Source organism: Streptomyces fodineus (assembly GCF_001735805.1).
In the GTDB taxonomy this organism is placed as follows: Bacteria; Actinomycetota; Actinomycetes; order Streptomycetales; family Streptomycetaceae; genus Streptomyces; species Streptomyces fodineus.
In genome coordinates, this window is sequence record NZ_CP017248.1 from 9,127,822 (window position 1) to 9,150,342 (window position 22,521).

Sequence of the window (22,521 nt, forward strand, 5' to 3'; positions counted from 1 at the left end):
CCGGTACGGACGAGCACGGGAGCGCGTATGACGACGCACAGGGCCACGGCGGATCAGACGGGGCCGGTCGAGGGCGTGGAGGTGAGGCCGGTCGCCGGGTACATCGGAGCCGAGATCACCGGCGTCGATCTGGCCGAGCCGCTGCACGACGCCGTAGTGGCCCTGATCCGGCAGGCCGTGCTGCGCTGGAAGGTGGTGTTCTTCCGCGGGCAGGAACTCGACCACGCCGGTCAGGTCGCCTTCGCCCGCCGCTTCGGCGAGCCGGTCGTGCTGCCGCGCCGCGGTCCGCACTCGCCGCCGGACTTGCCGGAGGTCGAGACGACGGCCGACCGGCTGGAACTGGCCGGACGCTACGGCATGGAGCACGACGAGTGGCTGCACCGCCGCCGGCACACCCTGCTGCGCGGCTGGCACTGCGACTACGGGACGCGTATCGACCCGCCGGCCGCGACCATCCTGCGCGCCGAGACCGTACCGCCCTACGGCGGCGACACCACCTGGGCCAATCTGGCCGCCGCCTACGCCGGTCTCTCTGCGCCGGTCCGTGCCTTCGTGGACGGGCTGCGCGCCGAGCACCGGCTCGGCGTGGGCTATCAGCCCCGGCCCGGGGACGACGCCTACGCCCGCCATCTCCTGGACCACCAGGTCGTCTCCGTGCACCCGCTGGTGCGGGTGCACCCGGAGACGGGGGAGCGGGTGCTGTTCGTCAACGGCTACTACGTGGAGGAGATCGTCGGCCTCTCCCGCCCGGAGAGCGCGGCGATCCTGCGGATGCTGGTGGAGCAGGCGGTCCGCCCCGAGTACACGGTCCGCTTCCGCTGGGAGCCGGGCAGCGTCGCCTTCTGGGACAACCGGGCCACCATCCACCTCGCCCCGAGCGACCACGCCCAGGTCGGCTCTCCCCGGATCATGCACCGGGTGATGCTCCAGGGGGATGTGCCGGTGGGGGTGGACGGCCGGCGATCGGAGGCGGTGGTGGGCACGGAACCGGGCCGCTGGTGACCTTGTCCGGATGGTGCCCCCGCCGATGGCCGGCGCTCAGTTCGCCGGCCGCCATCCCAGCGCCGGGCCCAGCCTTGTCGCCATGTCCGTCAGGATCTGGACGTAGTCCTCGGGCTCGAAGGTGAACGGCAGCGCGAACGCCACCTCGTCCACCTCCCGGAACGCGGCGTGCGCGCGGAGCCGTTCGGCTATCTCCGCCGAGGTGCCGACCAGGTCCGGGGCGAACAGCAGCCGGGCCGGTCCCTGCGGGGAGGCCGTGCGGGACAGCCGCTTCGCCGCGTACGCCTCGTACTTCGCGCGCTGCTGCGGGCTCGCGGAGTCGGTGGGGATCACGACCAGCCCCTGCGAGACGCGGGCCGCCTCGCCGTCGGGGTGGCGGTCGCGGAACTCCCTGATGAGGGAAAGCTGGATCTCGGCGAAGTCCCATGGCCCGTCCGGCTGTTCCGCCTTGACCACGCTGCTGGTCAGGAAGTTCATGCCCTGCTCGCCCGCCCAGCGCGCCGAGCCGAGGCTGCCGCCGCCGTACCACATCCGCCGTGCCAGCCCTGGGGAGTGCGGCTGGACCACATCCGAGAACACCTCGAACCCCTCGACCCCGCTGAAGTCGCTGGCGGGCTTGCCGCGCACCAGGTCCAGCAGCCGCCGCACCCGTTCGTACCCGAAGTCCTCGGTGTCGGCCGTGTCCGGGTACAGGGCCTCCTTGACCTGCTCGAAGTGCATCGGCGGGCCCACGCTGACGCCCGGGTTGAGCCGGCCACCGGACAGGACGTCGACCGTCGCCAGGTCCTCGGCGAGGCGCAGCGGGTTCTCCCAGCCGAGCGGGGTCACCGCGGTGCCCAGCTCGATGCGGCGGGTGCGCTGTGAGGCGGCGGCGAGGACGGCGACCGGGGAGGAGATGCCGTGCTGGAGATGCCGGTGGCGCAGCCAGGCGCTGTCGAAACCGAGCCGCTCGCCCAGCTCGATGATCTCCAGCGTGGACTCGTGGCCCCGGGCCGGCTGAGCCGGGTCGAACAGGCCGATGGTGAGGAAGCCCAGCTTGCGCAGCGGACGGGCGGTGGGCGGCACGGGCTCCTCCAGCGGTCGTACGTCGGTTCCGTCTGCCGATTCTGGCAGGCGGGTGTGACAACCGTGTGTTCACTTCAGCGGGATGACGATCTCGTCCTCCACCGGCGGATCGACTTCCTGCGCCCGGTTGCCGGTGGCGGCGAAGCAGCGCAGCCGGACCGCCTCCGGAGCGACGTCCAGCCGCAGGAAGCACTTGAAGAACGGGGGACTGTAGGTGGCCGAGCCGGGTGAGAACAGCTGGGTGTAGACCTTGTGTACGGGCAGCCGGAACCGGGATGTACGGTCCGGGCGCCCGCCGGTGCCGAGGAGGCTCGCGACCAGACGGGTGCGCCGGGTCACCCGGGTGTCCGGGCCGGGCTTGCGGCCCGTTTCGATGCCGAGACGTTCGGCGACGACCGCGGTCGCCTCGGCCTCGCTCAGGGTGAAGAGGCGGCCCAGCCGCAGCCGGCGGCCGTACAGGCGGCTGTAGAAGGCCAGCGAGTCGCCGCGCAGCGGGTAGCAGCGGAAGTCCCGCTCGGTGACACCCCCGACCGACACCCGCGGGATGGTGTGCGTGGCGTGCATGAACGCCCCGCCGCCGCCCGCGACCACGTACTGGACGGTGCGGCCGTCCACGTCGACCGGGTAACGCTGGTAGTTGTGGATGTCGCCGCCGATCGCGGCCACATAGTGGTGCTCCGGGTCCCGGACGATGTCGTCCACCGTGCCACCGCCCTCGATCGCGCACGGGTGGTGCTCGCCGTCGACGTACAGCGGTGACCCGGTGATGAGGATCTTGGGCCTCGGTCCCCGGGACACCTCGCGCAGCCAGGCGCCCTGTTCGGCGTCGATCGTGCCGAGCAGTCCGGTGTCGATGCCGACGATCCGCACCGGACCGGCGTCGATGGCCCAGTACGGCCCGGGCTGCACGGCCTGCTGGCCGGGCGCCGACCGCAAGTCCCGTGCGGCGGCGAGCCGTTGCCCGTCGGCCGGGCGGGGCCGGTGCCACAGCAGCGCGCGCCACCAGGCGCGGCCGAGCGGGCGGGGCCGGGGCTCGGGGGCGAGCGGCGGGGCGTCGGCGCAGAAGACGCGCATGAAGGCGCCGAGGTCCTCGTACCAGTCGTGGTTGCCGGGTATCGCGTAGATCGGCGCCGGATAGTCCTTGTAGGGGCGGAAGAACTTGCCGTCGTAGTCGTCGGCGCTGCCGACCGGATAGATCACGTCGCTCGCGATCACCGCGAAGTCCGTGTCCTGGCTCGCCTTCAGAAAGCCTGGGACGACGGCGTATTGGGAGTCGTCGCCCTCGCCGGTGTCCCCGATGACCATGAAGGAGAACCGGTCGGTGGTCTCTCGCCGGATCACCTTGTCGGCGGGCGCTCCGGCCGCCTCCCGGCGCGCCACCCAGCGGCTGCGGGTACGACCGGTCGGATCACCGAACCAGGACGCCAGCACGCCGTTGCGGGCCGCCCACAGGGTCCGCGGGTTCAGCCACGACAGCTTCTCGACATGGTCCGGCATCAGCTGTTTGTAGGCACCGGGCTCGGCCGAGCCCCAGCCGGCGCCTTCTGCGGTATCACGCGAGGAGTCAGACACACGGTGCACGGTAACAACGCACCGGTCAGGGGCGGTTGGCCGGGCCGGGCGTACAGGGACGGCGCCCATGCGGTAAATCGAATGCGAGTACGGTTTGGGTTGCAGGGGAAGACCCTCCAGGTGCAGCCCGACCTCCTCCCCGCCCAGCTCGTCCGTACGGCCCGCTTCACCCGCGGAGTCCCCGGACGGTTCACCGTGACCGCCGACGGCGGGACCGTGCTGTATCTGCGGGGGCGTACGGGGGACGACCCCGCAGCCTGCCTCTGGGGACTCGAGCTCGCGTCGGGCGGGGAGCGGCAGCTGGCCGATCCGGTCAGGCTGCTCGGCGCCGGACGCAGGGCGCGGGGCATCGAGGGGTATGCCGCCGGCGGGGCGGGCGGGCTCGTCGTGTTCGTGCTGGGCGGTGTCTTGTGGGCTGTCGGGCCGAGCGGTGGCGAGCCCCGGCGGCTGCCCGCCGCGCTTCCCGTGTCCGATCCGCGCCCGGATCCGGCCGGCCGCCGGGTCGCCTACGTCCGCCGCGGTGAGCTCCGCGTCATCGGGGCGGACGGGAGCGGGGATCGGGCGATGGCCCAACCGGACGGTGACGACGTGGAGTTCGGGGTGGCCGAGCACACCGTGGCCACGCTTCCCGACGGCCCGCGCGGCCACTGGTGGGCGCCCGACGGCACCGCCCTGCTGTACGCCCGGACCGACCGCGGGCGCGTACGGCGCTGGTACGCCACCGACCCCGCCCAGCCCGACAGCCCGCCCAGAGCCCACCGCCACGCCTTCGCCGGCACACCGAACCCTGACGTCACCCTCTGGCTGGCCCCGATCGCTCCCAACGGCCCGCATCTGCCCGTCCGTTGGGATCGGGAGGCCTTGGAGTACGTCGTCGGCGCCGGCTGGGACGCGCACGGTCCCTTCGCCGTCGTACAGTCGCGTGACCAGCGCACCGTCCGGCTCCTCGGCATCGACCCGGCGGACGGGCGTACGACGGTGCTGCACGAGCAACGGGACGCCCGCTGGGTGGAGTTGGTGCCAGGGCTGCCGGCCCGCACCGCCTCCGGAGTCGTCCTCGCGCACGCGGATCTGGACGGCACCCGGCACCTCACGGCCGACGGCGTTCCCGTCACGCCCCCTGGCCGCCAGGTGCGTGCCGTGCTCGGCGTCGACGGGGACGAGGTGCTGTTCACCGCGTCGGACGAGCCCACCGAGGTCGATCTGTGGTCCTGGCGGCCGGGCGACGGACCGCGCCGGCGGAGTGTGGGGCCGGGAGTGCACGGGGGAGTGCTGCGCGGCGGCACCCTCGTGCGGACCATCGCGGACACCGGCGGCCCGGCCCCGCGCGCCGAGGTGCTGCGGGCCGGGCGGCCGGCCGTGACCGTGCCGTCGTACGCGCAGTCGCCGGTGCTGGGCGTGCGGCGGAGCATGCTGCGGCTCGGCCCGCGTGCGCTGCGGGCCGCCCTGTATCTGCCCTCATGGCACCGGCCGGCGGACGACGGCCCGCTGCCGGTGCTGCTCGACCCCTACGGCGGCGCGGGCCGCCAGCGGGTCACCGCCGCCCACGACTGGCGGACACTGGTGTCGCAGTGGTTCGCCGAGCAGGGCTTCGCGGTGCTGGTCGTCGACGGCCGGGGTACCCCGGGGCGCGGGCCGGACTGGGAACGCGAGGTGTATGGCGACCTGTTCGGGCCCGTGCTGGAGGACCAGGTGAGCGCGCTGCACGAGGCCGCGCGTGCGCACCCCGTGCGCGACGTGGACAGGGTCGGCATCCGCGGCTGGTCGTTCGGCGGCTCGCTCGCCGTGCTCGCCGTGCTCGCCGTGCTGCGTCGCCCGGACGTCTTCCGCGCCGCCGTGGCCGGGGCGGGCGTGACCGACCAGCGGCTCTACGACGCCCACTGGCGCGAGCGCGTCCTCGGCCACCCGGCGGCGTACCCCGAACGCTACGACGCCTGCTCCCCGCTGCGCGAGACGTCCCGGCTCACCCGTCCCCTGCTGCTGATCCACGGACTCGCCGACCGCAAGGTCCCGCCCGCCCACACCCTCCGGCTGTCCGACGCGCTGCTCGCCGCGGGCCGGCCGCACGAGGTACTGCTCCTGCCCGGCGCGGGACACCAGCCTGTCGGCACGGATGTCACCCGCGACCTGCTCCGGCATCAAGTCGGGTTCCTGCAACGGCACTTGGCCGCAGACTGGCGAAGCCGCGCCTAGTCCGGCCCCGGCGGCCGGGTGCACGGCGGGTGCGGCCGTGCGCGAGGGCCCGAGGGTGTATCTCCGCCAGGCCCGGCATAGGGAAAACCCTCGAATGGCTACGACATGACTGACATGTGCGGGACAAGGCTGGAATCCTTCCTCCACGCACCGCACATCCCTGGTGTGTGCATGGATCTCGGTTTCGCACAGCTCAGCTCACCCGGGCAGCAGACCCCTCTGCCCGTCTGTCACCGGCCGCGACCCGGCGGCCGCAGCAGGAGGAGTACGAGTGAGACCCCACAGACGCCTTCCCCACAAGCGGGCCACGGTCGGAGCCGCCCTGGTCTCCACCGCGGCGTTTCTCGCCATCGGCATGCAGGCCGCTCCGGCCATCGCCAAGCCCGCCGCTCCCCACCCCAGCCCGCTGCGCACCGGCGGCCTGGAGACCAAGCTCAGCCCGGCCCAGCACCAGGCGCTGATCGAGAGCGCCCAGCAGCACACCGCCGCGACCGCCCGCACCCTCGGGCTCGGCGCGCAGGAGAAACTGGTCGTCAAGGACGTCGTCAAGGACAACGACGGCACCCTGCACACCCGGTACGAACGCACCTTCGCCGGCCTGCCCGTCCTCGGCGGCGACCTCATCGTGCACACCCCGCCCGCCTCCCTGGCCGCGGGCACCGTGAGCACCACGTACAACAACAAGCACACGATCAAGGTCGCCTCCACCACCGCGTCCGTCACCAAGTCCGCCGCCGAGAACAAGGCGTTGAGGACGGCCAAGTCCCTCACCGCCAAGAAGCCCACCGCGGACAGCGCCCGCAAGGTGATCTGGGCCGGCACCGGCACCCCGAAGCTCGCCTGGGAGACCGTGATCGGCGGCTTCCAGGACGACGGCACGCCCAGCAAGCTGCACGTCATCACCGACGCCACCACCGGCAAGGAGCTGTACCGGTACCAGGCGATCGACACCGGCGTGGGCAACACGCACTACAGCGGCCAGGTGACGCTGACCACGACCCAGTCGGGTTCGACGTACACGCTGAACGACGGGGCGCGCGGCGGCCACAAGACGTACAACCTGAACCACGGCACCTCCGGCACCGGCACCCTGTTCTCGCAGAGCAACGACACCTGGGGCGACGGCACCAACTCCAACGCCGCCACCGCGGGCGCCGACGCCCACTACGGGGCGCAGGAGACCTGGGACTTCTACAAGAACACGTTCGGCCGCAGCGGCATCAAGAACGACGGCGTAGGCGCCTACTCACGCGTCCACTACGGCAACGCGTACGTCAACGCCTTCTGGGACGACACCTGCTTCTGCATGACCTACGGCGACGGCTCCGGCAACAACGACCCGCTGACCTCGCTGGACGTGGCCGGCCACGAGATGACCCACGGCGTCACCTCCAACACCGCGGGCCTGGACTACACCGGTGAGTCCGGCGGCCTGAACGAGGCCACCAGCGACATCATGGGCACCGGCGTGGAGTTCTACGCCAACAACAGCTCCGACCCCGGTGACTACCTCATCGGCGAGAAGATCAACATCAACGGCGACGGCACCCCGCTGCGCTACATGGACAAGCCCAGCAAGGACGGCAGTTCGGCCGACTCCTGGTACTCCGGTGTCGGCGGCCTCGACGTGCACTACTCCTCGGGCCCGGCGAACCACATGTTCTACCTGCTCTCCGAGGGCAGCGGCACCAAGGTCATCAACGGCGTGACCTACAACAGCCCGACCTCGGACGGCGTCGCCGTCACCGGCATCGGCCGGGCCGCCGCGCTGCAGATCTGGTACAAGGCGCTGACGACGTACATGACGTCGAGCACCGACTACGCAGCCGCCCGCACCGCCGCCCTGAACGCGGCAGCCGCCCTGTACGGCACCAACTCCACGCAGTACGCGGGCGTCGGCAACGCCTTCGCCGGTATCAACGTCGGCAGCCACATCACCCCGCCGAGCAGCGGAGTGTCGGTCACCAACCCGGGCAGTCAGTCCTCGACCGTCGGCACCGCCGTGAGCCTGCAGATCCAGGCGAGCAGCACCAACAGCGGCGCGCTCAGCTACAGCGCCTCCGGACTGCCCGCGGGCCTGTCGATCAACAGCTCCACCGGCCTGATCACCGGAACACCGACCACGGCGGGGACGTACAACACCACCGTCACGGTGACCGACTCCACCGGCGCGACCGGAACCGCGACGTTCACCTGGACGGTCAACTCCAGCGGTGGCGGCGGCTGCACCTCGACCCAGCTGCTGAGCAACCCCGGCTTCGAGTCGGGCGGCACCGGCTGGTCCGCCACCAGCGGCGTGATCACCAACGACACCGGTGAGGCGGCGCACGGCGGCTCGTACTACGCCTGGCTCGACGGCTACGGCAGCAGCCACACCGACACGCTGTCGCAGTCGGTGACGATCCCCGCGGGCTGCAAGGCGACCCTGACCTTCTACCTGCACATCGACACCTCGGAGACCACCACCAGCACCCAGTACGACAAGCTGACGGTGACCGCGGGTTCGAAGACCCTCGCGACCTACTCGAACCTCAACGCGGCCTCCGGCTACAGCCAGAAGACCTTCGACCTGTCCTCGCTGACGGGCTCGACGGTCACCCTGAAGTTCAACGGTGTGGAGGACTCCTCGCTGCAGACCAGCTTCGTCGTGGACGACACCGCCCTGAAGACCAGCTGAGTCACCCTGTTCCGCGGCCCCGCACCCTGGTGGTGCGGGGCCGCGGCATGTCAGCCGTCAGTTCAGCGGATCCAGCGTCAGATACGCCCGCTGCGGGCCGCCGTCGTGCACCAGCGACTCCTGGTTGCCGACGTCGTCGAAGGCGAACGCATAGGCCTTGCCGTCGGCCATCTGCGCGTGGACCGCACGCGCGTACTGGTTCGTCACCGCGTCCTGGTAGAAGCCGGCCGTCGTGGTGTCCGGCTGGTTGGGGTTGATCAGCAGGGTGGAGCGGTTGAAACCGGCGCACAGGGTACGGGAGATGGGGCCGCGGACATTGTCGTTGGGGGCGTCGAGCAGCTTGTGGCAGCCGAAGACACTGTCCGCGTCGGGCTTCTGGAAGCTGGTGACGACCGCGCCCGAGCCATTGGTGAAGTTCATGACGTTGCCCGAGACCCGGCCGTAGTACTTGGTGTTCGGCTGGTCGGCGAACGGTGTGACCGTCAGGGTCGACGTCGTGTACTTCTGCCAGACCCGGTTGACGTAGCCGTCCATCACGTTCGCCGGCAGGGCCCCGGTCTCCACGCCGTACAGCGGCGACAGGGCGCGCAGCACCGTGCCGTCGGAGCTGGTCTGGATCAGGCCGGACCAGCCGCCCCCCGCGCCGCGCAGCGCGTTGAAGAAGCCCGTGTAGCCACCGGACTTCAGATGCCCGGTGGTGCTCACACCGCCGTCGGAGCGCTGCACCCCGACCGCGTACGGCGCCGAGAACATGTCCACCTGGGTGCTGTTCAGCCACAGCCCCGAGTCGTTGAGGGTGTACTCGGACCAGTTGAACAGGATGTTCCGGTTGGGGTCGGAGGGGTTCTGCACGGCCGGCTGTACCAGGCCGCCGGTGGTCAGCCGGAAGTCGAGCTTCTGGCCGTAGGAGAAGTAGATCCGGCCGGAGAACTTCGGTATCCGGATCGTCTTGGACTGCCCGGGTGCCGGTCCGGCGATCGCCGCGTCCGGAGCGGGCGTGGGCGGGTTGCCGCCCGCCGGCCAGGCGTGGAAGGACCCGTTGGCGTCGGCCCAGCCCTGCTGTCCGGAGGACAGCTGGGTGCCGAGGTCGTAGACGTAGACGGGTTCGGAGCGGCCCGAGTTGTTGGTGATCTGCAGCGGGATGGTGTCCGGCACGGCGGCACCGGCGAGGTCCGGCGTGCCGACGGCGAGCACTCCGCCGACCAGGGCCGCGGTGGCCGCCAGGGGCAGCGCCCGGCGCGTGCGTGTGTGAGGCACTCTCCTACCTCCGTGTGGGGTCGGGGTCGTACGGATGTTGGTCCGTACCTGTCTGAGAGCGCTCTCAGACTCGTGCCGAGTCGCGTGCATGTCAATGATTCGGGCGGGATCGAGTGCGAACGGACCGGCCCGGTGCCCGCCGTGTGGCGGACGCCGGGCCGGTATCGGACGGGTTCGGCGAGGGGTATCAGCAGGTGCGCTCGAGCAGGCCGGTCAGAAGGTGCGCTTGAGCAGGTCGAGCAGGGCCGCCCAGTGCCGCTCGTCGGCCTCGCGGTGGTACGCGGGGGTGTCCGCCTGTGTGTAGCCGTGCTGGGCGCCCGGGTAGACCTCGCAGGTGTGCCGTACGCCGGCCGCGGTCAGCGCCTGATCGAAGCGCGCGATCTGCTCGGGGGGCAGCGACCGGTCGTTGTCGGCGTGTGCGAAGTACAGCTCCGCGGTGATGTCCGGGGCGCCCAGGTGCGGGCTGGTCGGCTCGTCGGTGGCGAGGCCGCCGCCGTGGAACCCGGCCGCCGCGGCGACCCGGTCGGGGTGCGCCGCCGCCGTCCACAGGGCCAGCCGGGCGCCCATGCAGTAACCGGTGACCGCGACCGGCCCGTCGGCGACCAGCGGGCTGTCGGCCAGCCAGCGCAGATAGGCGCCCGAGTCCGGCGCGACCAGATCCGGCGTCAGCGAGGCCACGACCGGGCCGAGCCGCTCCCAGATGGTCGGATCGGCGCCCGGGTCGATGAACTCCGGCAGATCGACGACCGGGGTCCGGCCGAGGCGGTAGAAGACGTTCGGTACCAGCACCGTGTAGCCGGCGGCGGCCAGCCGGCCGGCCATCGACCTCAGGTGCGGGCGGATGCCATAGGCGTCCTGGTAGAACAGAACGCCCGGACGGGGGCGGCCGTCGGCGGGATGGGCGAGGTAGGCGTCGGCGACGCCGTCCTCGGTCGTGATGTCGACATCGATTCCCTGGACATCGGTCATGGGGGCAGACCCTCCCTCGCGGAATGGGCGCCGGGAGGCGATCGATCGCTCTCGACGCCGCGGCTACGGCCATGCTGTCACGCAAGATCCGCAAGCCCGCACCCGGAGCCCATCGAGCTCACTCGAAGCGGCTGGTGTCTCCCGCGCCCCGCCGTACGATCTCCGCCTCGCCGCCGGAGAAGTCCACGACCGTCGTCGGCTCGGTGCCGCACTCGCCGGAGTCGACCACCGCGTCCACCACGTGGTCGAGCCGGTCCTTGATCTCCCAGCCCTGCGTCAGCGGTTCCTCCTCGTCCGGCAGCAGGAGCGTGCTGGACAGCAGCGGCTCGCCCAGCTCCGCCAGCAGCGCCTGGGTGACCACGTGGTCGGGGATGCGTACGCCCACGGTCTTCTTCTTCGGGTGCAGCAGCTTGCGCGGCACCTCGCGGGTGGCCGGGAGGATGAAGGTGAAGCTGCCGGGTGTGGACGCCTTCACGGCCCGGAACACGTCCTTGTCCACCAGCACGAACTGTCCGAGCTGGGCGAAGTCCCGGCACATCAGCGTGAAGTGGTGCCGGTCGTCCAGATGGCGGATGGACCGGATCCGGTCCATGCCGTCCCGGCTGCCGAGGCGGCAGCCCAGCGCGTAACACGAGTCGGTCGGGTATGCGATGAGCGCTTCCGAGCGCACCGCGTCGGCGATCTGCGCGATGCTGCGCGGCTGCGGGTTCTCGGGATGCACGTCGAAGTACTTCGCCACGCGACGAGCTTATGCCGTCAGCGGGCGGCGGGCGCGCCACGCCGGTGTTGTGCGAGTGAAGTCGGTGAGCCGGCGCGCCTGAATTTTGTTGAGTATTTCGTGGATTCCGGGGCAGCCGCCCGATGAGCCGTCCTGGGCACCCCCCCGCTCCGGACGCGACGCCTCCGCCGGCGGTCCACCCCCCCCGGGCCGTCGGCGGAGCCATGTCCGGCGCGAGAGCGCGGCGCGTCGGGTAACGTGCGGGTGCGTAAGCCCAGGTCAACGCCGAGACGAGGAGAGTGGCACGTGCCCGGCCGAGTGGACGGGGGCCCGGCGTTCCAGCAGCCGTACGGCGGCGACAGCGCCTGGGCGCAGGAGTTGCTGGACCATCTGCGGCCCGCCGGACGCGATCTCGCCCGGCTCGTCGCCTGGCTCGCCCGGACCGCGGGTGCGTCGGTCTGCCTGCAGGACGCCCACGGCGGCCTGCTCGCCGGCGAGTACCTGCCGCTGGACGCCGCCGTCGTCGCCGATGTGGCCGCCGGCCGGATCTCCGCCGCGGCTCTTCAGGACGGCGAACGCCATGTGCGCCTGGTCGGGATACGGCATCCCGGGCCCGGCGCGGCGGCGGGAGCCGTCCTGGCCGTGGCCCGCCCCGCGCCCTTCGACCGGCACACCGCCGAGATCCTCGGCCGCACCGCCGGCGTACTGGAACTCCTCCTGCGGGAGAGGGAGTTGGCGCAGGCGGGGCGGCGGCTGCGGCGGGCCACCGCCGATCTGCGGCTGGCGATCCTGCAACTGCTCATGGTGGAGGACACCGTCTCCGCCCGCCGGGTCGCCGCCGGTCTGTGGCCGGGCCTGCTGGAGCAGGACACCGCCCGCGTCTACGTCCTCGAGGGCGACGCCGCCGAACGCGACCGGCTCGCCGACGCGTGCGTGGACGCCATCGACGGCCGGGCGCTCGTCGTGCGCTGCCCCGCGGTGGACGAACACGTCATCGTCGTCGGCCCGTTCGCCGAGGTGGCGGAGCGGCTGCGGTCCCTCGTCGCCGAGCGGCCCGGCACCTACCTCGGCGGCAGCCCCCGGCAGCGCCTCGCGCTGACCGCCACCGCCTACGGGCAGGCCGTCACCGCCCTCGCCGTGGCCCGCTTCCGGCCCGAACGGGCCGCCGTCTACGCCGCCCGCACCCGCCCCGCACAGCTCATGGACCCCACGGCCCTGTGTGCCTGGACCGCCGCCGTGCTGCGCCCGCTCGACACGCTGCCGCACCATGTGCGCGCGGAACTGCTGGCCACCACCCGGCTGGGCCTTGAGTTCACCGCTGTGAACGCGGCCAAGGTGCTCGGCGTCAGCCGCAACACGGTCCGCGCCCGGATGGACCGGATCGCCGCGCTGCTCGGCGCCGACTTCTCGCGGCTCACCGTCCGCGCACTCGCCCACGCCGCCCTCAACACCGAGGCCGCACACGGCCCGTACGACCCCGGCGACGCGCCCGACACGCCGGTCCGGGCCCGGTTCACCGAGCTGCTCGGGACGAGCGCGCTGCGCTCCTGGGCCGAGGGGCTCCTCGGCCGCCTCGACGAGGACGGCCGGGATCTGCGCCGTACCCTGCGCGCCTGGACCGGCGCCGACGCGCATGCCGAACGCGCCGCCCAGGCGCTCGGCGTGCACGCCCAGACCGTGCGCGAACACGTCCGGGCGGCCGAACCCGTCCTGGAACGTCGGCTGACGGCCGGCGGCACCGACCTGTACGAGGTCGTCCTCGCCCACCTCGTCACCGGCGAGCTGCCCGCCCCCGACCTCGGCGTACCCGGCCCCGGCGCGGCGAACCCGGACCAACCGGACGCGTCTGTGCACCGGTGAGTGCCACGCAGGCCGGGCCTGGCATCGGTGCGCTACCCCGCGTCCCCGAACCGCACCTAGATTCGGCAGTCCGCGGGGCACGACCGGAACGGGGGACCGGTCGCGGCCCCGCGTTCCAGACCGGTGCGGTGGTTCACCCGGTGCGGGTGACCGGCAGGTTGTAGACGTGCGCGGGGGTGATGATCCTCGTGATCGCCTCGCCCAGCACGGTGCTGGGCTCCTGGGACCGGTAGCCGGTGTCGGTGTTGAGGAGGACGACGAGCGTCGTCCGCGTCGACGGCAGGTAGACGGTCAGCGACTCGTAGCCCGGCAGCGAGCCGTTGTGGCCGATCCAGCCCCGCACGTCGAAGATGCCCAGACCGTATCCGGCGCCCTTGATCGAGCCGGTCTGCGGAGTGATCAGCCGCTGCTTCTGCGTGGCGGCACCCACCATCCGCCTCCCGTCCGGGAACTGGCCCGTGGCGACCGTGCGCGCCCAGGTGTGCAGATCCCCGAGGGTGGAGATCATCGCGCCGGCCGCCCAGCCCCAGGACGGATTCCAGTCGGCCGCGTCGGCTTCCCTGCCGTCCGCCGTCTGCCGGGTGTAGCCCTGCGCGTGCGGGGTGGGGAACTCGTTGCCGGCCGGGAAGAGCGTGTGCGTCATGCCCGCCGGATCGAGGACGTGCTCCTTGATGTAGTCGCCGAGGTGCTGCCCGCTCTCCTTCTCCACCACCAGGCCGAGCAGGATGAGGTTGGTGTTGCTGTAGGAGAACTTCTGCCCGGGCTGGAACATCACCTGATGCTTGAAGGAGTGGGCGAGCAACTGCTGGGGGGTGAAGGGCCGTTGCGGATTCGACGTCAGGTCCTTGACGAACCCGGGGTCCTCGGAGTAGTTGAACAACCCACTGCGCATCCCGGCGAGCTGACGCAGTGTCATCCGGTTCTCGTTGGGTACGCCGCCGATGTACTTGCCGATCGGATCGTCCAGGCCGACCTTCTTCTGGTCCACCAGCTGCAGCAGCGCGGTCACCGTGAACGTCTTGGTCTCGCTGCCGATGCGCATATACAGGTCCGGCGCCATCTGCTGGCCCGTGCTCTTGTCGGCGACCCCGAACGAGCGGACGTAACCCGGCTGTCCCGGCGTCCAGATGCCGACGGTCACGCCGGGTATGTTCGCCTCGCGCATCACCCTCCGTACGGCGACGTCGAGTTGGCGTGCCACGCCGGGGGTGAGGTCACGGACGGCCGGTCCCGGGGGAGCCGGGCTGGGCGAGTCGGCGGCGAGGGCGGCCGGCGCGGCGGCCGGTGCCGCCCGAACGGGCCCGGCGGCGAGGGGTGCCATCAGCGTCCCCACCGTGACGGCGACCGCGGCCCCCCGGCGCAGGCGTGCGGATGATTGCGACATCTCTGAACTCCAAGCACGTGAGAGGCGAACGTGCGGTGAGCGGGACCTCGGAGCCCGGGCGTTTCCCAGAATAGGAGCGCTCGCCCCGCCCCGCTCCCCGGGCGGACGGCCCCCGGGCGCGCCCCCTGGAGAGGGTCGGCGGGATGCTTGTACGACGGGCGGAGGATGCCGTTCGAGGGATGGCCTCACCCGGCCCGGTGAGCCGGCCGGGCGAGGCGTGCCGGTGACGTCCCAAGGGCGTTGCCCCGGCATGAACCGCTTCGACCCGGCGCACCGCCTGGACTTGCTGGACCGGATCGACCGGCTGGACCGGATGCGCCGGACGGGCCGGCCCGCACAGCCGGAGCGAGCCGGGGAACCGATCTACGCCCGGCTCGTCGCCGAGTGGCGGGCGCAGGGACGGGCCGTGCCCACGGGACGCCCGGACGTGCCATGGGCCGTCCTCCCAGAGTCCGCCCGGCGTGCCCGGCCCCCGGCCGAGCGCCCGTGATCCCTCACTGCCCGCACGGCGGCGCGAGGACGGCGAGCGTGCCGTTGGCCTGCCGCAGCGCCTCCTCCAGAGCACCGGGCGAGTGGAGAGTGCCGGAGCCGTCCGGCGGTACGAGCCACTCCAGGAACCGCGCCGGCCGGTACGGCGGCGGTACGGCGACCCAGGCGCCCTTGGTCGCGTACCGCAGACCGGCGCCCACCCAGCCCCCGGCGGGGTCCGGCGGCAGCAGGAACCCGACCCGGCCCGCCGCCGTGTCGATCAGCGTCGGCCCCGGCACCGGTATGCCGGGCCGCCACAGCAGGTCGAGGGTGAGCAGGCCCAGCCGGTCGGGGACGCTCAGCACGTCCCAGAAGCGGCCCGCCTCCAGCAGCGCCACGCCCTCACCGTGATCCCACTCCCATTTGCAGGTCCGTGGGTCCCCAGCCGCCGCGGCCAGCCACTCCACGCCCCGCATCCACATCGTGTTCGTCATGCACTGCTCCGGGTGTCTTCGCTCGCCTGCCCTCGGCATATGCATGCTCGTAGATATTTCTATGTGGCGGAAGGGGTGGCGAACCCTGGCGTTTGAGCCGAGATGTTCGAACTCCGGCCGTCTGTTCGTCGGTTGAGGGAGGGGGATGCGTCACGCCCGCAGTGGTCGCATCTCAGGAGCGCGCTCGATCCGATCGCCGATGCAATCGATTCACGTGTCATGTCTTGAGATCGACGCTGTTTCGAGCGTAAGCTCGCGGAATTCGCCACCATCTCCAGTGAGGTACTCCATGGACCGCACGCGTCTGCACGCCCTCCTGGGCCGGGAGCGCGCCGAGGCCGAGCGCCGCAACCCGCGCTCGCGCGCGGCCCATGCGCGGGCCGACCACCTCTTCGGCCGGGTGCCTATGACCTGGATGAACAAGACGGCCGGTGCCTTTCCCCGCTATCTGGCCGGTGCGCGCGGCGCCCGGGTCACCGACGTGGACGGGCACGAGTACATCGACTTCTGCCTCGGCGACACCGGTGCCATGGCCGGCCACTCGCCCGCCCCGGTCACCGAGGCCGTGCAGCGGCGGTTCGCCGGACTGGGCGGGGCGACCACGATGCTGCCCACGGAGGACGCCGAGTGGGTGGGCGCCGAGCTGACCCGTCGGTTCGGCCTGGCGCGCTGGAGCTTCTCGCTGACGGCGACCGACGCCAACCGCTGGGCGATCCGGCTCGCCCGGGCGGTCACCGGGCGCCCGAAGATCCTGGTGAACAGCTACTGCTACCACGGCAGCGTCGACGAGTCCCTGATCGTCGTCGGCCCGGACGGCGCGGGCGCCGCACGCCCCGGCAACGTCGGCGCCCCCTGCGACGTGACCCTGACCAGCCGGGTGGCCGAGTTCAACGACCTCGCCGGCCTGGAGCGCGCACTGGCTCATGGTGACGTCGCCGCGGTGCTGATGGAGCCCGCCCTCACCAACATCGGCATCGTCCTGCCGGAGCCCGGCTACCTCACCGGCGTCCGCGAGCTGACCCGGCGGTACGGCAGCCTGCTCATCAACGACGAGACGCACACCTTCTCCGCCGGGCCCGGCGGCTGCACGGCCGCATGGGATCTGGAACCCGACCTGCTGACCATCGGCAAGGCGATCGGCGGCGGAATTCCGGCCGGCGCCTACGGGCTGTCCGCCGAACTCGCCGAGCGGCTGCTGGCCCGCACCGACCTGGACCTTGTCGACATGGGCGGCGTCGGCGGCACCCTCGCCGGCAACGCGCTGTCGGTCGCCGCGATGCGGGCGACCCTCGAACTCGTCCTCACCGACGAGGCGTTCGCCCGGATGAACAAGCTCTCCGAGCGCTTCGAGGCGGGCGCCCGCGCGGGCATCGAGGCGCATCGACTGCCCTGGTCGGTGAGCCGGCTCGGCGCCCGTACCGAGTACCGTTTCACCACCCCGGCACCGCGCACCGGCACCGGGTCCGCGGCCGCCTCCGACCCGGAGCTGGAGGACTTCCTGCACCTCTACCTGGCCAACCGGGGCATCCTGCTGACCCCGTTCCACAACATGGCCCTCATGTGCCCCGACACCGCCGAGCAGGACGTCGACACCCACACCGAGGTCTTCGCCGCCGCGCTCGCCGAACTGGCGGACTGAGCCCCACGGCCACACCCGCACGAAAGGACACGCGTGGACGAGATCGACCGGGCCATCCTGCGCGAGCTGCAGACCGACGGCCGTATCGCCTACGCCGACCTCGGCCCCAAGGTCGGCCTGTCCGCCTCGGCGGCCCGGCAGCGGCTGCAACGCCTGCTGGAGTCCAGGGCCGTCCAGGTCGTCGGGGTCACCGACCCGATGGCCATGGGCGGACAGGCCATGGCCCTGCTCGGCATCGGCGTCGACGGCGACCCCCGCACCGTCGCCGACGCCCTCGCCGAACGCCCGGAGGTCGTCTACTCGGTGCTGACGTCCGGCGGATTCGACCTGTTCGCCGAGGTGGTCGCCCCCGGCCCGAAGGCCCTGCTGGACTTCGTCAACGACGTCGTACGGCCTCTCGAAGGCGTGCGGGAGATCCAGTCGTTCCCGTACTTCGGCATCCACACCCACCGCTTCCTGTGGGACGTGGGCTGACCGGCGGGGCGCTCAGGCGACCGGCTGCCCGGGCGCCAGCACCAGCATGGTGACGTCGTCCCGCACCTCGTAACGCCGCCGCATGAGGTCCGCCCACACCGCCTCGGGCAGCTCGGCGGACGGCGCGCCGGTCAGGGACGCCAGCCGCGCCGACAGCGGATAGAAGGTGCCGTCGGCGTTGCGCGCCTCCCACACCCCGTCGGAGGCCAGGAAGAGCCGGTCGCCCGGCCCGAGCGGCACCGTGACCTCCTTCGGCGGGTCGACGCCGAGCAGCCCGAGCCCGAGCGGTGGTCCCGCTGCGACCGTCACCTCCCGGGCGTGCTCCTCGTGCAGCAGCACGGGCGCCGGATGACCGCAGGCCACCACCCGCACCGCACGCCCGTCGGGGGAGAACTCCAGCAGCACCCCCGTGGCGAACAGCTCCGCATGCCGCACACCCGCCGAGTCCACCACCAGCCTGCGGTCCATCCGCGCGGCGACGGACTCCAGATCCGGCTGGTCCAGCACCGCCTCCCGGAACGCGCCCAGCAGCGCCACCACCGTCGCCATCGCCGTCAGCCCGTGTCCCTGCACATCCCCCATCACCGCGCGCACCCCGAAGGGCCCCTCCCGCACGTCGAAGAAGTCCCCGCCCACCAGCGTCCCGTCCTGCGCGGCCCGGTAGAAACCCGCGCACCCCACACCGCTGACCCGCTTCGCCAGCGGCGGCATCACGGCCCGCTGCACGGCCTCGCCGATCGCCCGCTCCGTGTCCAGCTGGGCGTCCCGGCGGCTGCGCACGTACGACACGAACACGCTCAGCACGGCCACGAACACGATGGTGAGCAGATCGGTGTTGCCGGGGCGGTTGAGATGGGTGGCGGGGATGTTCAGGACCGCGACCACCCCGGCACCGAGGACCGCGGTGCCCAGCGGGCCGTACGACAGGACGGCCAGCGGCGGAATCGCTCCGAGCAGGAAGCCCAGGTCGCGGGCGTGAACGGTGACCACCGTGGCCGTGCTGACGGCCACGAGCAGCACCACGGGCAGCACCCGCACCCACCACGGCGGCGGCGCGCCCCGCAACCAGCCGCGATCCTCCCGGTTCCGATGCGACGACCCGCCGCGCACCGATGTCACATCCCCAAGCTACGCCGACCCGCGCACCCGGGCCTCCCGCCTGGGACGAGCCCCCGACGAAAAGCGGTGGACGCCCGGGGCGCGGCCGCCCTAACGTGTGTGGGCACGCCCGAGACGGACGGAAGGAGGCGAGCGTCATGGCCACTGTCATCCCGCGCTCCCACCTCCCCGTCACCCGGGTGTGCCCGACCTGACCGGGAGCGCGTCCCCGCCGCCATGCGGCACGCATCCCGGAGGAATGCATGACCACCCTGGTCATCCGCGCGCTCGACGAGAACAGCGCGCACCTTTTCGACACCATGCCCGACCCGCTGGGTTTCCGTGAGAAGCACCGGAACACCCGCTACCGCCCCGACTGGCAGCGCATCGCTCTGCGCGACGGCCGCACCGTGGCCCGGGCCGCCTGGTGGGGCGGGCCCGAGGACCCCGAGCCGCTGCTGATCAACTGGTTCGACGTGGCCGAGGGCGAGGAGGCGGCCGGAGCCGAACTCCTGCGGACGGCAGCCTGGCGGACCGACGAACTCGAACTCGACCTGCCCGCCGGCTGGCGCACCGACCCCCGCCTGCGGGCCGCGGCGGACATCCGGGCCGCCGCCGCCCGCGCGGCCGGCTACACGCCGCTCGTGGAGCGCTTCCTGTACCGCTGGACCCCGGACCGCGGCCTGCCGAAGCGGCCGGGCCGCCTGGTCTTCGCGACCGAGCCGGACGACGCGGTGTTCCTCGACCTGCTGCGCCGCATCCATTCCGTCACCCTCGACGCCCACGCCCGCCGGGCCATCCAGCAGGGCGGACCGGACCTGGCCGCACAGCAGGAGCTGGACCTCTTCCACTGGTTCCCGTCCCCGCGCACCTGGTGGCAGATCGCCCGCACGCCCGAGGGCGAGACGGTCGGCATTCACATCCCGGCGCGCAATTCGGCCGGCCCCTGCGTCGGGTTCATCGGTGTTCTGCCCGAACAGCGAGGCCACGGCTACGCCTACGACCTGCTCGCCGAATGCACCCACTTCCTTGCCGACCGGGACGCCGAGTTCATCGCCGCCGCCACCGACCAGGCCAACTTCCCCATGGCCGCACACTTCGCCACGGTCGGCTACCCCGTCGTACGCGAACGCATCAACTTCCGGGCCGACGGCGTTGTCAGCGGCGGGTGACATGCTGTCGGCAGTGGTGATCGGCGACGACACGGGGGAGGAGCCATGGGCTTCGACGGTGGGGTGTGGCGGGTGCGCGCGAAGGGCGCCGACGGGGAGGCGGTCGGCGACATCGTGATCGACGAGGCCGACTTCCCCTGGCTGTCGGGCACGTTCACGGCAGGCCCGGGCTTCGCCGCCGTGCAGGATCTCTTCGCCCGTGAACTGGCCCTGCTGGAACAGGCCGACGAGCAGGACTGGGAGGAATGGGAGACGGCGTACGACGAGATAGCGCGCCGTGTCTCCTTGTCGTCACCGGACGGCCCGGTCCCCGAGTTCCTGCTGCACATCGAGGGCGACCGGGCATGGTTCCGGTGGAGCGACGAGCCGTTCGAGGAGCGGGGAGGTGAGAGGCGGACGGTCGGCTGACGGGGGCGCCGCGCCGTCCGGAGCGCGCGGTCCGGAGCCACGGTCGCCCTGTGCCGGCCAGTGGATTCCCGAGCTCACACGCGGCCTCTGCCCACACCGGCACCCCGGGGCGGGACCGGAGCCCAGGGTGCCTGTGGGCAGAGGCACGCGGAGCCGGGGACTAGTCCCGGTCGTCCGTCAGGCGGGCCTCCGCCGTTGCCAGGATCTCGGTGACCCGGAGGCCGAACCCGGCGTCGCAGGCGTGCGGGCGGCGGGAGCGGGCCGCTGCCAGCAGGGCGTCGGTGGCGCGGGTGAGCGCCGGGATCGCGCCTTCGGAGCTGCCCGGCATCAGCGTCACGCCCGCCTCGCCGCGCAGCTCCACATCGGCCCCGGCCGCCGCGGGCGGCGCCGTCAGGCTCAGCGTGAGGGTGCTCGAGGCGCCGGTGGCGTGGTCGAGGACCAGGTGCACGGTGTCCGCGGGACCGTACGCCGCCGCCACGACCTGGCGTACGTCGCCGAGGACCGGCAGCAGGACCGACAGCGCGTGCGGGCCGACGTCCCACAGTGCGCCCTTCTCCCGCCGCCACGGCGAGTTCGCGAACGGGCTGTCGGAGGTGAACACGGCCCCCAGCCACTGCGCGCGGGCCGTGAACCAGCCTGCCACGGCCGCCTGTTCGTCGATCCAGGCCTCAGGCTCCTTCTGGAAGCGCGCGGTGAAGAAGACCACCGAAGCCACCCCGGCCCGCTCCACCGCGGCCACGACGGCCCGCCCCTCGGCGACGGACACCGCGAGCGGCTTGTCCAGCAGCAAATGCCGGCCCGCCCGTGCCGCCCGCACCGCCAACCCGGCCTGCACGACCGGTGGCACGGCCACGGCCACCGCGTCCACGTCGGCGAGCAGCGCGTCCACGTCGTCGTACGCGGGAACGTCGTACTGCTCGGCCAGCTCGGTGGCCGCCTCCGGCCGGCGGCCCCACAACCCGGCGAACTCCAGGCCGGGGTGCTCGGCGAGGGCAGGGGCGTACGCCGCCCGGGCCCACGGGCCCGTTCCCAGCAGTCCGATACGCATAGGGCGTTCCTTTCTCCGAGCCGATCCCCGCACCCTCAAGAGGCTGCGCCCCCGTCGCCCTGCGCACACCTGCCGCCCCGATCCCCGTCCCCGGCAAGCCACTTGGCGATCGCGGCGGCGATGGGCTGACCTGTGTCCATCTCGACGAATCCGAACTGGCCCGACTGGTTGCATTCCAGGAACCACCAGATCCCGTCCGCGTCCTCGGCGAAGTCGAATGCGCCGTACGCCAGTTCCGCGCCCCTCATGTACCGCCGCACGCCCTCGGCGACGCGCGGGGGCACGTCCGTGGGCAGCCAGGGGGAGACCGAAGGAGCGAAACGGACGTCCACCTCGTCCGGGTGGGCGTCCGGGTCGGCGGGCTTGCGCGCGGCGAGCAGCGTGTCGCCGACGACGGTGAGCCGGATGTCGGCCCGCTTGACGATCCGCCGCTGCAGCAGCGTCGGACCGAAGGCCACCGCCGAGAAGTCGGTGTCCGGCGCCACCCGGCTGGTCGGCACCGCACGCGGCGGTTCCTGCGGATGCGCCCCGGACACCGGTTTGACCACGAGGTCCGGGAAGCGCTCCGCGAACGCCCGCGCCGCCTGCGGGAACGTCGTGATCAGCGTGGCCGGCACCGCGAGCCCGCTGTCCTGGGCGAGATGCAGCTGCCAGGGCTTGTGGCGGGCGCGGCGGGCGGCGTCCGGATGGTTCATCCAGCGCGCGTCGGTGCTGCGGAGCATGCCGTACAGCGCCTGTGACGACTCCTCCGTCAGCCAGGCGGACGGCTGGGCGGCGCGGGCGGCCGCGTTCCCGGGCCTGCGCACCCAGACGGAGCGCAGGCCGCTCATGCTCACCAGGCGCCCGCCGACGGACAGGTGTCCGCGGCAGGCGCCCTGCACGTACTCGCCCGACAGCGCCACCCCGTTGGTCAGATCGGCGGGGTCGAGCCGGACGACGGGCACGCCGGCCTCGCCCAGCCGGAGGACCACCATGTCCGCCGTCACGTCCTCTTCACTGGTCAGGATGAGCACGGTCATCTGT

19 protein-coding genes are annotated in these 22,521 nt (G+C 72.4%); 9 read left to right on the forward strand and 10 right to left on the reverse strand.

What is annotated here, in order from left to right:
* Positions 1 to 27: 27 nt before the first annotated feature.
* The gene (locus BFF78_RS39630; protein WP_069782871.1) at positions 28 to 1,002 is read left to right on the forward strand and encodes a TauD/TfdA dioxygenase family protein; all 975 of its coding nucleotides are present in this window, start codon (positions 28 to 30) and stop codon (positions 1,000 to 1,002) included.
* Between the two features lie 36 nt (positions 1,003 to 1,038).
* Here the strand turns inward: BFF78_RS39630 and BFF78_RS39635 are convergent, their stop codons facing one another.
* Together BFF78_RS39635 and BFF78_RS39640 are read right to left on the reverse strand one after the other, a co-directional pair.
* Positions 1,039 to 2,067, reverse strand: a complete 1,029-nt coding sequence (locus BFF78_RS39635) for an LLM class flavin-dependent oxidoreductase (protein ID WP_069782872.1) — start codon at positions 2,065 to 2,067, stop codon at positions 1,039 to 1,041.
* 69 nt (positions 2,068 to 2,136) lie between these two features.
* Positions 2,137 to 3,639: a metallophosphoesterase family protein gene (locus BFF78_RS39640; protein WP_099055138.1), complete on the reverse strand. Its 1,503-nt coding sequence runs from the start codon at positions 3,637 to 3,639 to the stop codon at positions 2,137 to 2,139.
* A gap of 81 nt (positions 3,640 to 3,720) precedes the next feature.
* Between BFF78_RS39640 and BFF78_RS39645 the strand changes: the two genes are divergently transcribed.
* Entirely contained in the window at positions 3,721 to 5,832 is a 2,112-nt protein-coding gene (locus tag BFF78_RS39645) for a S9 family peptidase (protein WP_069782874.1), read from the forward strand.
* Positions 5,833 to 6,103: 271 nt separating this feature from the next.
* Complete coding sequence (locus BFF78_RS39650) at positions 6,104 to 8,509, forward strand: M4 family metallopeptidase (RefSeq protein WP_069782875.1); 2,406 nt, start codon at positions 6,104 to 6,106, stop codon at positions 8,507 to 8,509.
* 57 nt (positions 8,510 to 8,566) lie between these two features.
* Here BFF78_RS39650 and BFF78_RS39655 read toward each other — a convergent pair whose 3' ends face one another.
* From BFF78_RS39655 to BFF78_RS39665, 3 genes are all read right to left on the reverse strand, one after another.
* Entirely contained in the window at positions 8,567 to 9,766 is a 1,200-nt protein-coding gene (locus tag BFF78_RS39655) for a glycoside hydrolase family 64 protein (protein WP_069782876.1), read from the reverse strand.
* A gap of 213 nt (positions 9,767 to 9,979) precedes the next feature.
* Positions 9,980 to 10,735: a dienelactone hydrolase family protein gene (locus BFF78_RS39660; RefSeq protein WP_069782877.1), complete on the reverse strand. Its 756-nt coding sequence runs from the start codon at positions 10,733 to 10,735 to the stop codon at positions 9,980 to 9,982.
* Between the two features lie 118 nt (positions 10,736 to 10,853).
* On the reverse strand, positions 10,854 to 11,474 hold the full coding sequence (locus BFF78_RS39665; RefSeq protein ID WP_069782878.1) for an L-threonylcarbamoyladenylate synthase: 621 nt from the start codon (positions 11,472 to 11,474) through the stop codon (positions 10,854 to 10,856).
* A gap of 285 nt (positions 11,475 to 11,759) precedes the next feature.
* Here BFF78_RS39665 and BFF78_RS39670 point away from each other — a divergent pair, with 285 nt between their 5' ends.
* The gene (locus tag BFF78_RS39670) at positions 11,760 to 13,313 is read left to right on the forward strand and encodes a helix-turn-helix domain-containing protein (protein ID WP_227026046.1); all 1,554 of its coding nucleotides are present in this window, start codon (positions 11,760 to 11,762) and stop codon (positions 13,311 to 13,313) included.
* 133 nt (positions 13,314 to 13,446) lie between these two features.
* Here BFF78_RS39670 and BFF78_RS39675 read toward each other — a convergent pair whose 3' ends face one another.
* Positions 13,447 to 14,697 (reverse strand): serine hydrolase domain-containing protein, encoded by a 1,251-nt coding sequence (locus BFF78_RS39675; RefSeq protein ID WP_069782880.1) that lies wholly within the window; start codon positions 14,695 to 14,697, stop codon positions 13,447 to 13,449.
* Between the two features lie 250 nt (positions 14,698 to 14,947).
* Here BFF78_RS39675 and BFF78_RS39680 point away from each other — a divergent pair, with 250 nt between their 5' ends.
* Positions 14,948 to 15,187, forward strand: a complete 240-nt coding sequence (locus BFF78_RS39680) for a hypothetical protein (protein ID WP_099055012.1) — start codon at positions 14,948 to 14,950, stop codon at positions 15,185 to 15,187.
* A 4-nt stretch (positions 15,188 to 15,191) separates the two neighbouring features.
* Here BFF78_RS39680 and BFF78_RS39685 read toward each other — a convergent pair whose 3' ends face one another.
* A complete protein-coding gene (locus tag BFF78_RS39685) occupies positions 15,192 to 15,659 on the reverse strand; it encodes a hypothetical protein (RefSeq protein WP_069782881.1) in 468 nt (155 codons plus the stop codon).
* Between the two features lie 289 nt (positions 15,660 to 15,948).
* On the opposite strand from BFF78_RS39685, the gene BFF78_RS39690 reads away from it, so the two are divergent.
* Both BFF78_RS39690 and BFF78_RS39695 read left to right on the forward strand, forming a co-directional pair.
* Complete coding sequence (locus tag BFF78_RS39690) at positions 15,949 to 17,298, forward strand: transaminase (RefSeq protein ID WP_079161669.1); 1,350 nt, start codon at positions 15,949 to 15,951, stop codon at positions 17,296 to 17,298.
* Positions 17,299 to 17,331: 33 nt separating this feature from the next.
* Complete coding sequence (locus BFF78_RS39695; RefSeq protein WP_069782882.1) at positions 17,332 to 17,772, forward strand: Lrp/AsnC family transcriptional regulator; 441 nt, start codon at positions 17,332 to 17,334, stop codon at positions 17,770 to 17,772.
* A 12-nt stretch (positions 17,773 to 17,784) separates the two neighbouring features.
* Here BFF78_RS39695 and BFF78_RS39700 read toward each other — a convergent pair whose 3' ends face one another.
* Positions 17,785 to 18,891, reverse strand: coding sequence for a PP2C family protein-serine/threonine phosphatase (locus BFF78_RS39700; RefSeq protein ID WP_069782883.1), 1,107 nt, complete (start codon positions 18,889 to 18,891; stop codon positions 17,785 to 17,787).
* Between the two features lie 242 nt (positions 18,892 to 19,133).
* Between BFF78_RS39700 and BFF78_RS39705 the strand changes: the two genes are divergently transcribed.
* Both BFF78_RS39705 and BFF78_RS39710 read left to right on the forward strand, forming a co-directional pair.
* The gene (locus BFF78_RS39705) at positions 19,134 to 20,042 is read left to right on the forward strand and encodes a GNAT family N-acetyltransferase (RefSeq protein WP_069782884.1); all 909 of its coding nucleotides are present in this window, start codon (positions 19,134 to 19,136) and stop codon (positions 20,040 to 20,042) included.
* Positions 20,043 to 20,087: 45 nt separating this feature from the next.
* Positions 20,088 to 20,450 carry a hypothetical protein gene (locus BFF78_RS39710; protein ID WP_069782885.1) on the forward strand — a complete coding sequence of 121 codons (363 nt, stop codon included), beginning with the start codon at positions 20,088 to 20,090 and terminating at the stop codon, positions 20,448 to 20,450.
* 160 nt (positions 20,451 to 20,610) lie between these two features.
* Here BFF78_RS39710 and BFF78_RS39715 read toward each other — a convergent pair whose 3' ends face one another.
* Together BFF78_RS39715 and tgmB are read right to left on the reverse strand one after the other, a co-directional pair.
* The gene (locus BFF78_RS39715) at positions 20,611 to 21,498 is read right to left on the reverse strand and encodes a Gfo/Idh/MocA family protein (protein ID WP_069782886.1); all 888 of its coding nucleotides are present in this window, start codon (positions 21,496 to 21,498) and stop codon (positions 20,611 to 20,613) included.
* A gap of 35 nt (positions 21,499 to 21,533) precedes the next feature.
* Positions 21,534 to 22,517, reverse strand: a complete 984-nt coding sequence (tgmB, locus tag BFF78_RS39720; protein ID WP_069782887.1) for an ATP-grasp ribosomal peptide maturase — start codon at positions 22,515 to 22,517, stop codon at positions 21,534 to 21,536.
* Positions 22,518 to 22,521 lie beyond the last annotated feature (4 nt).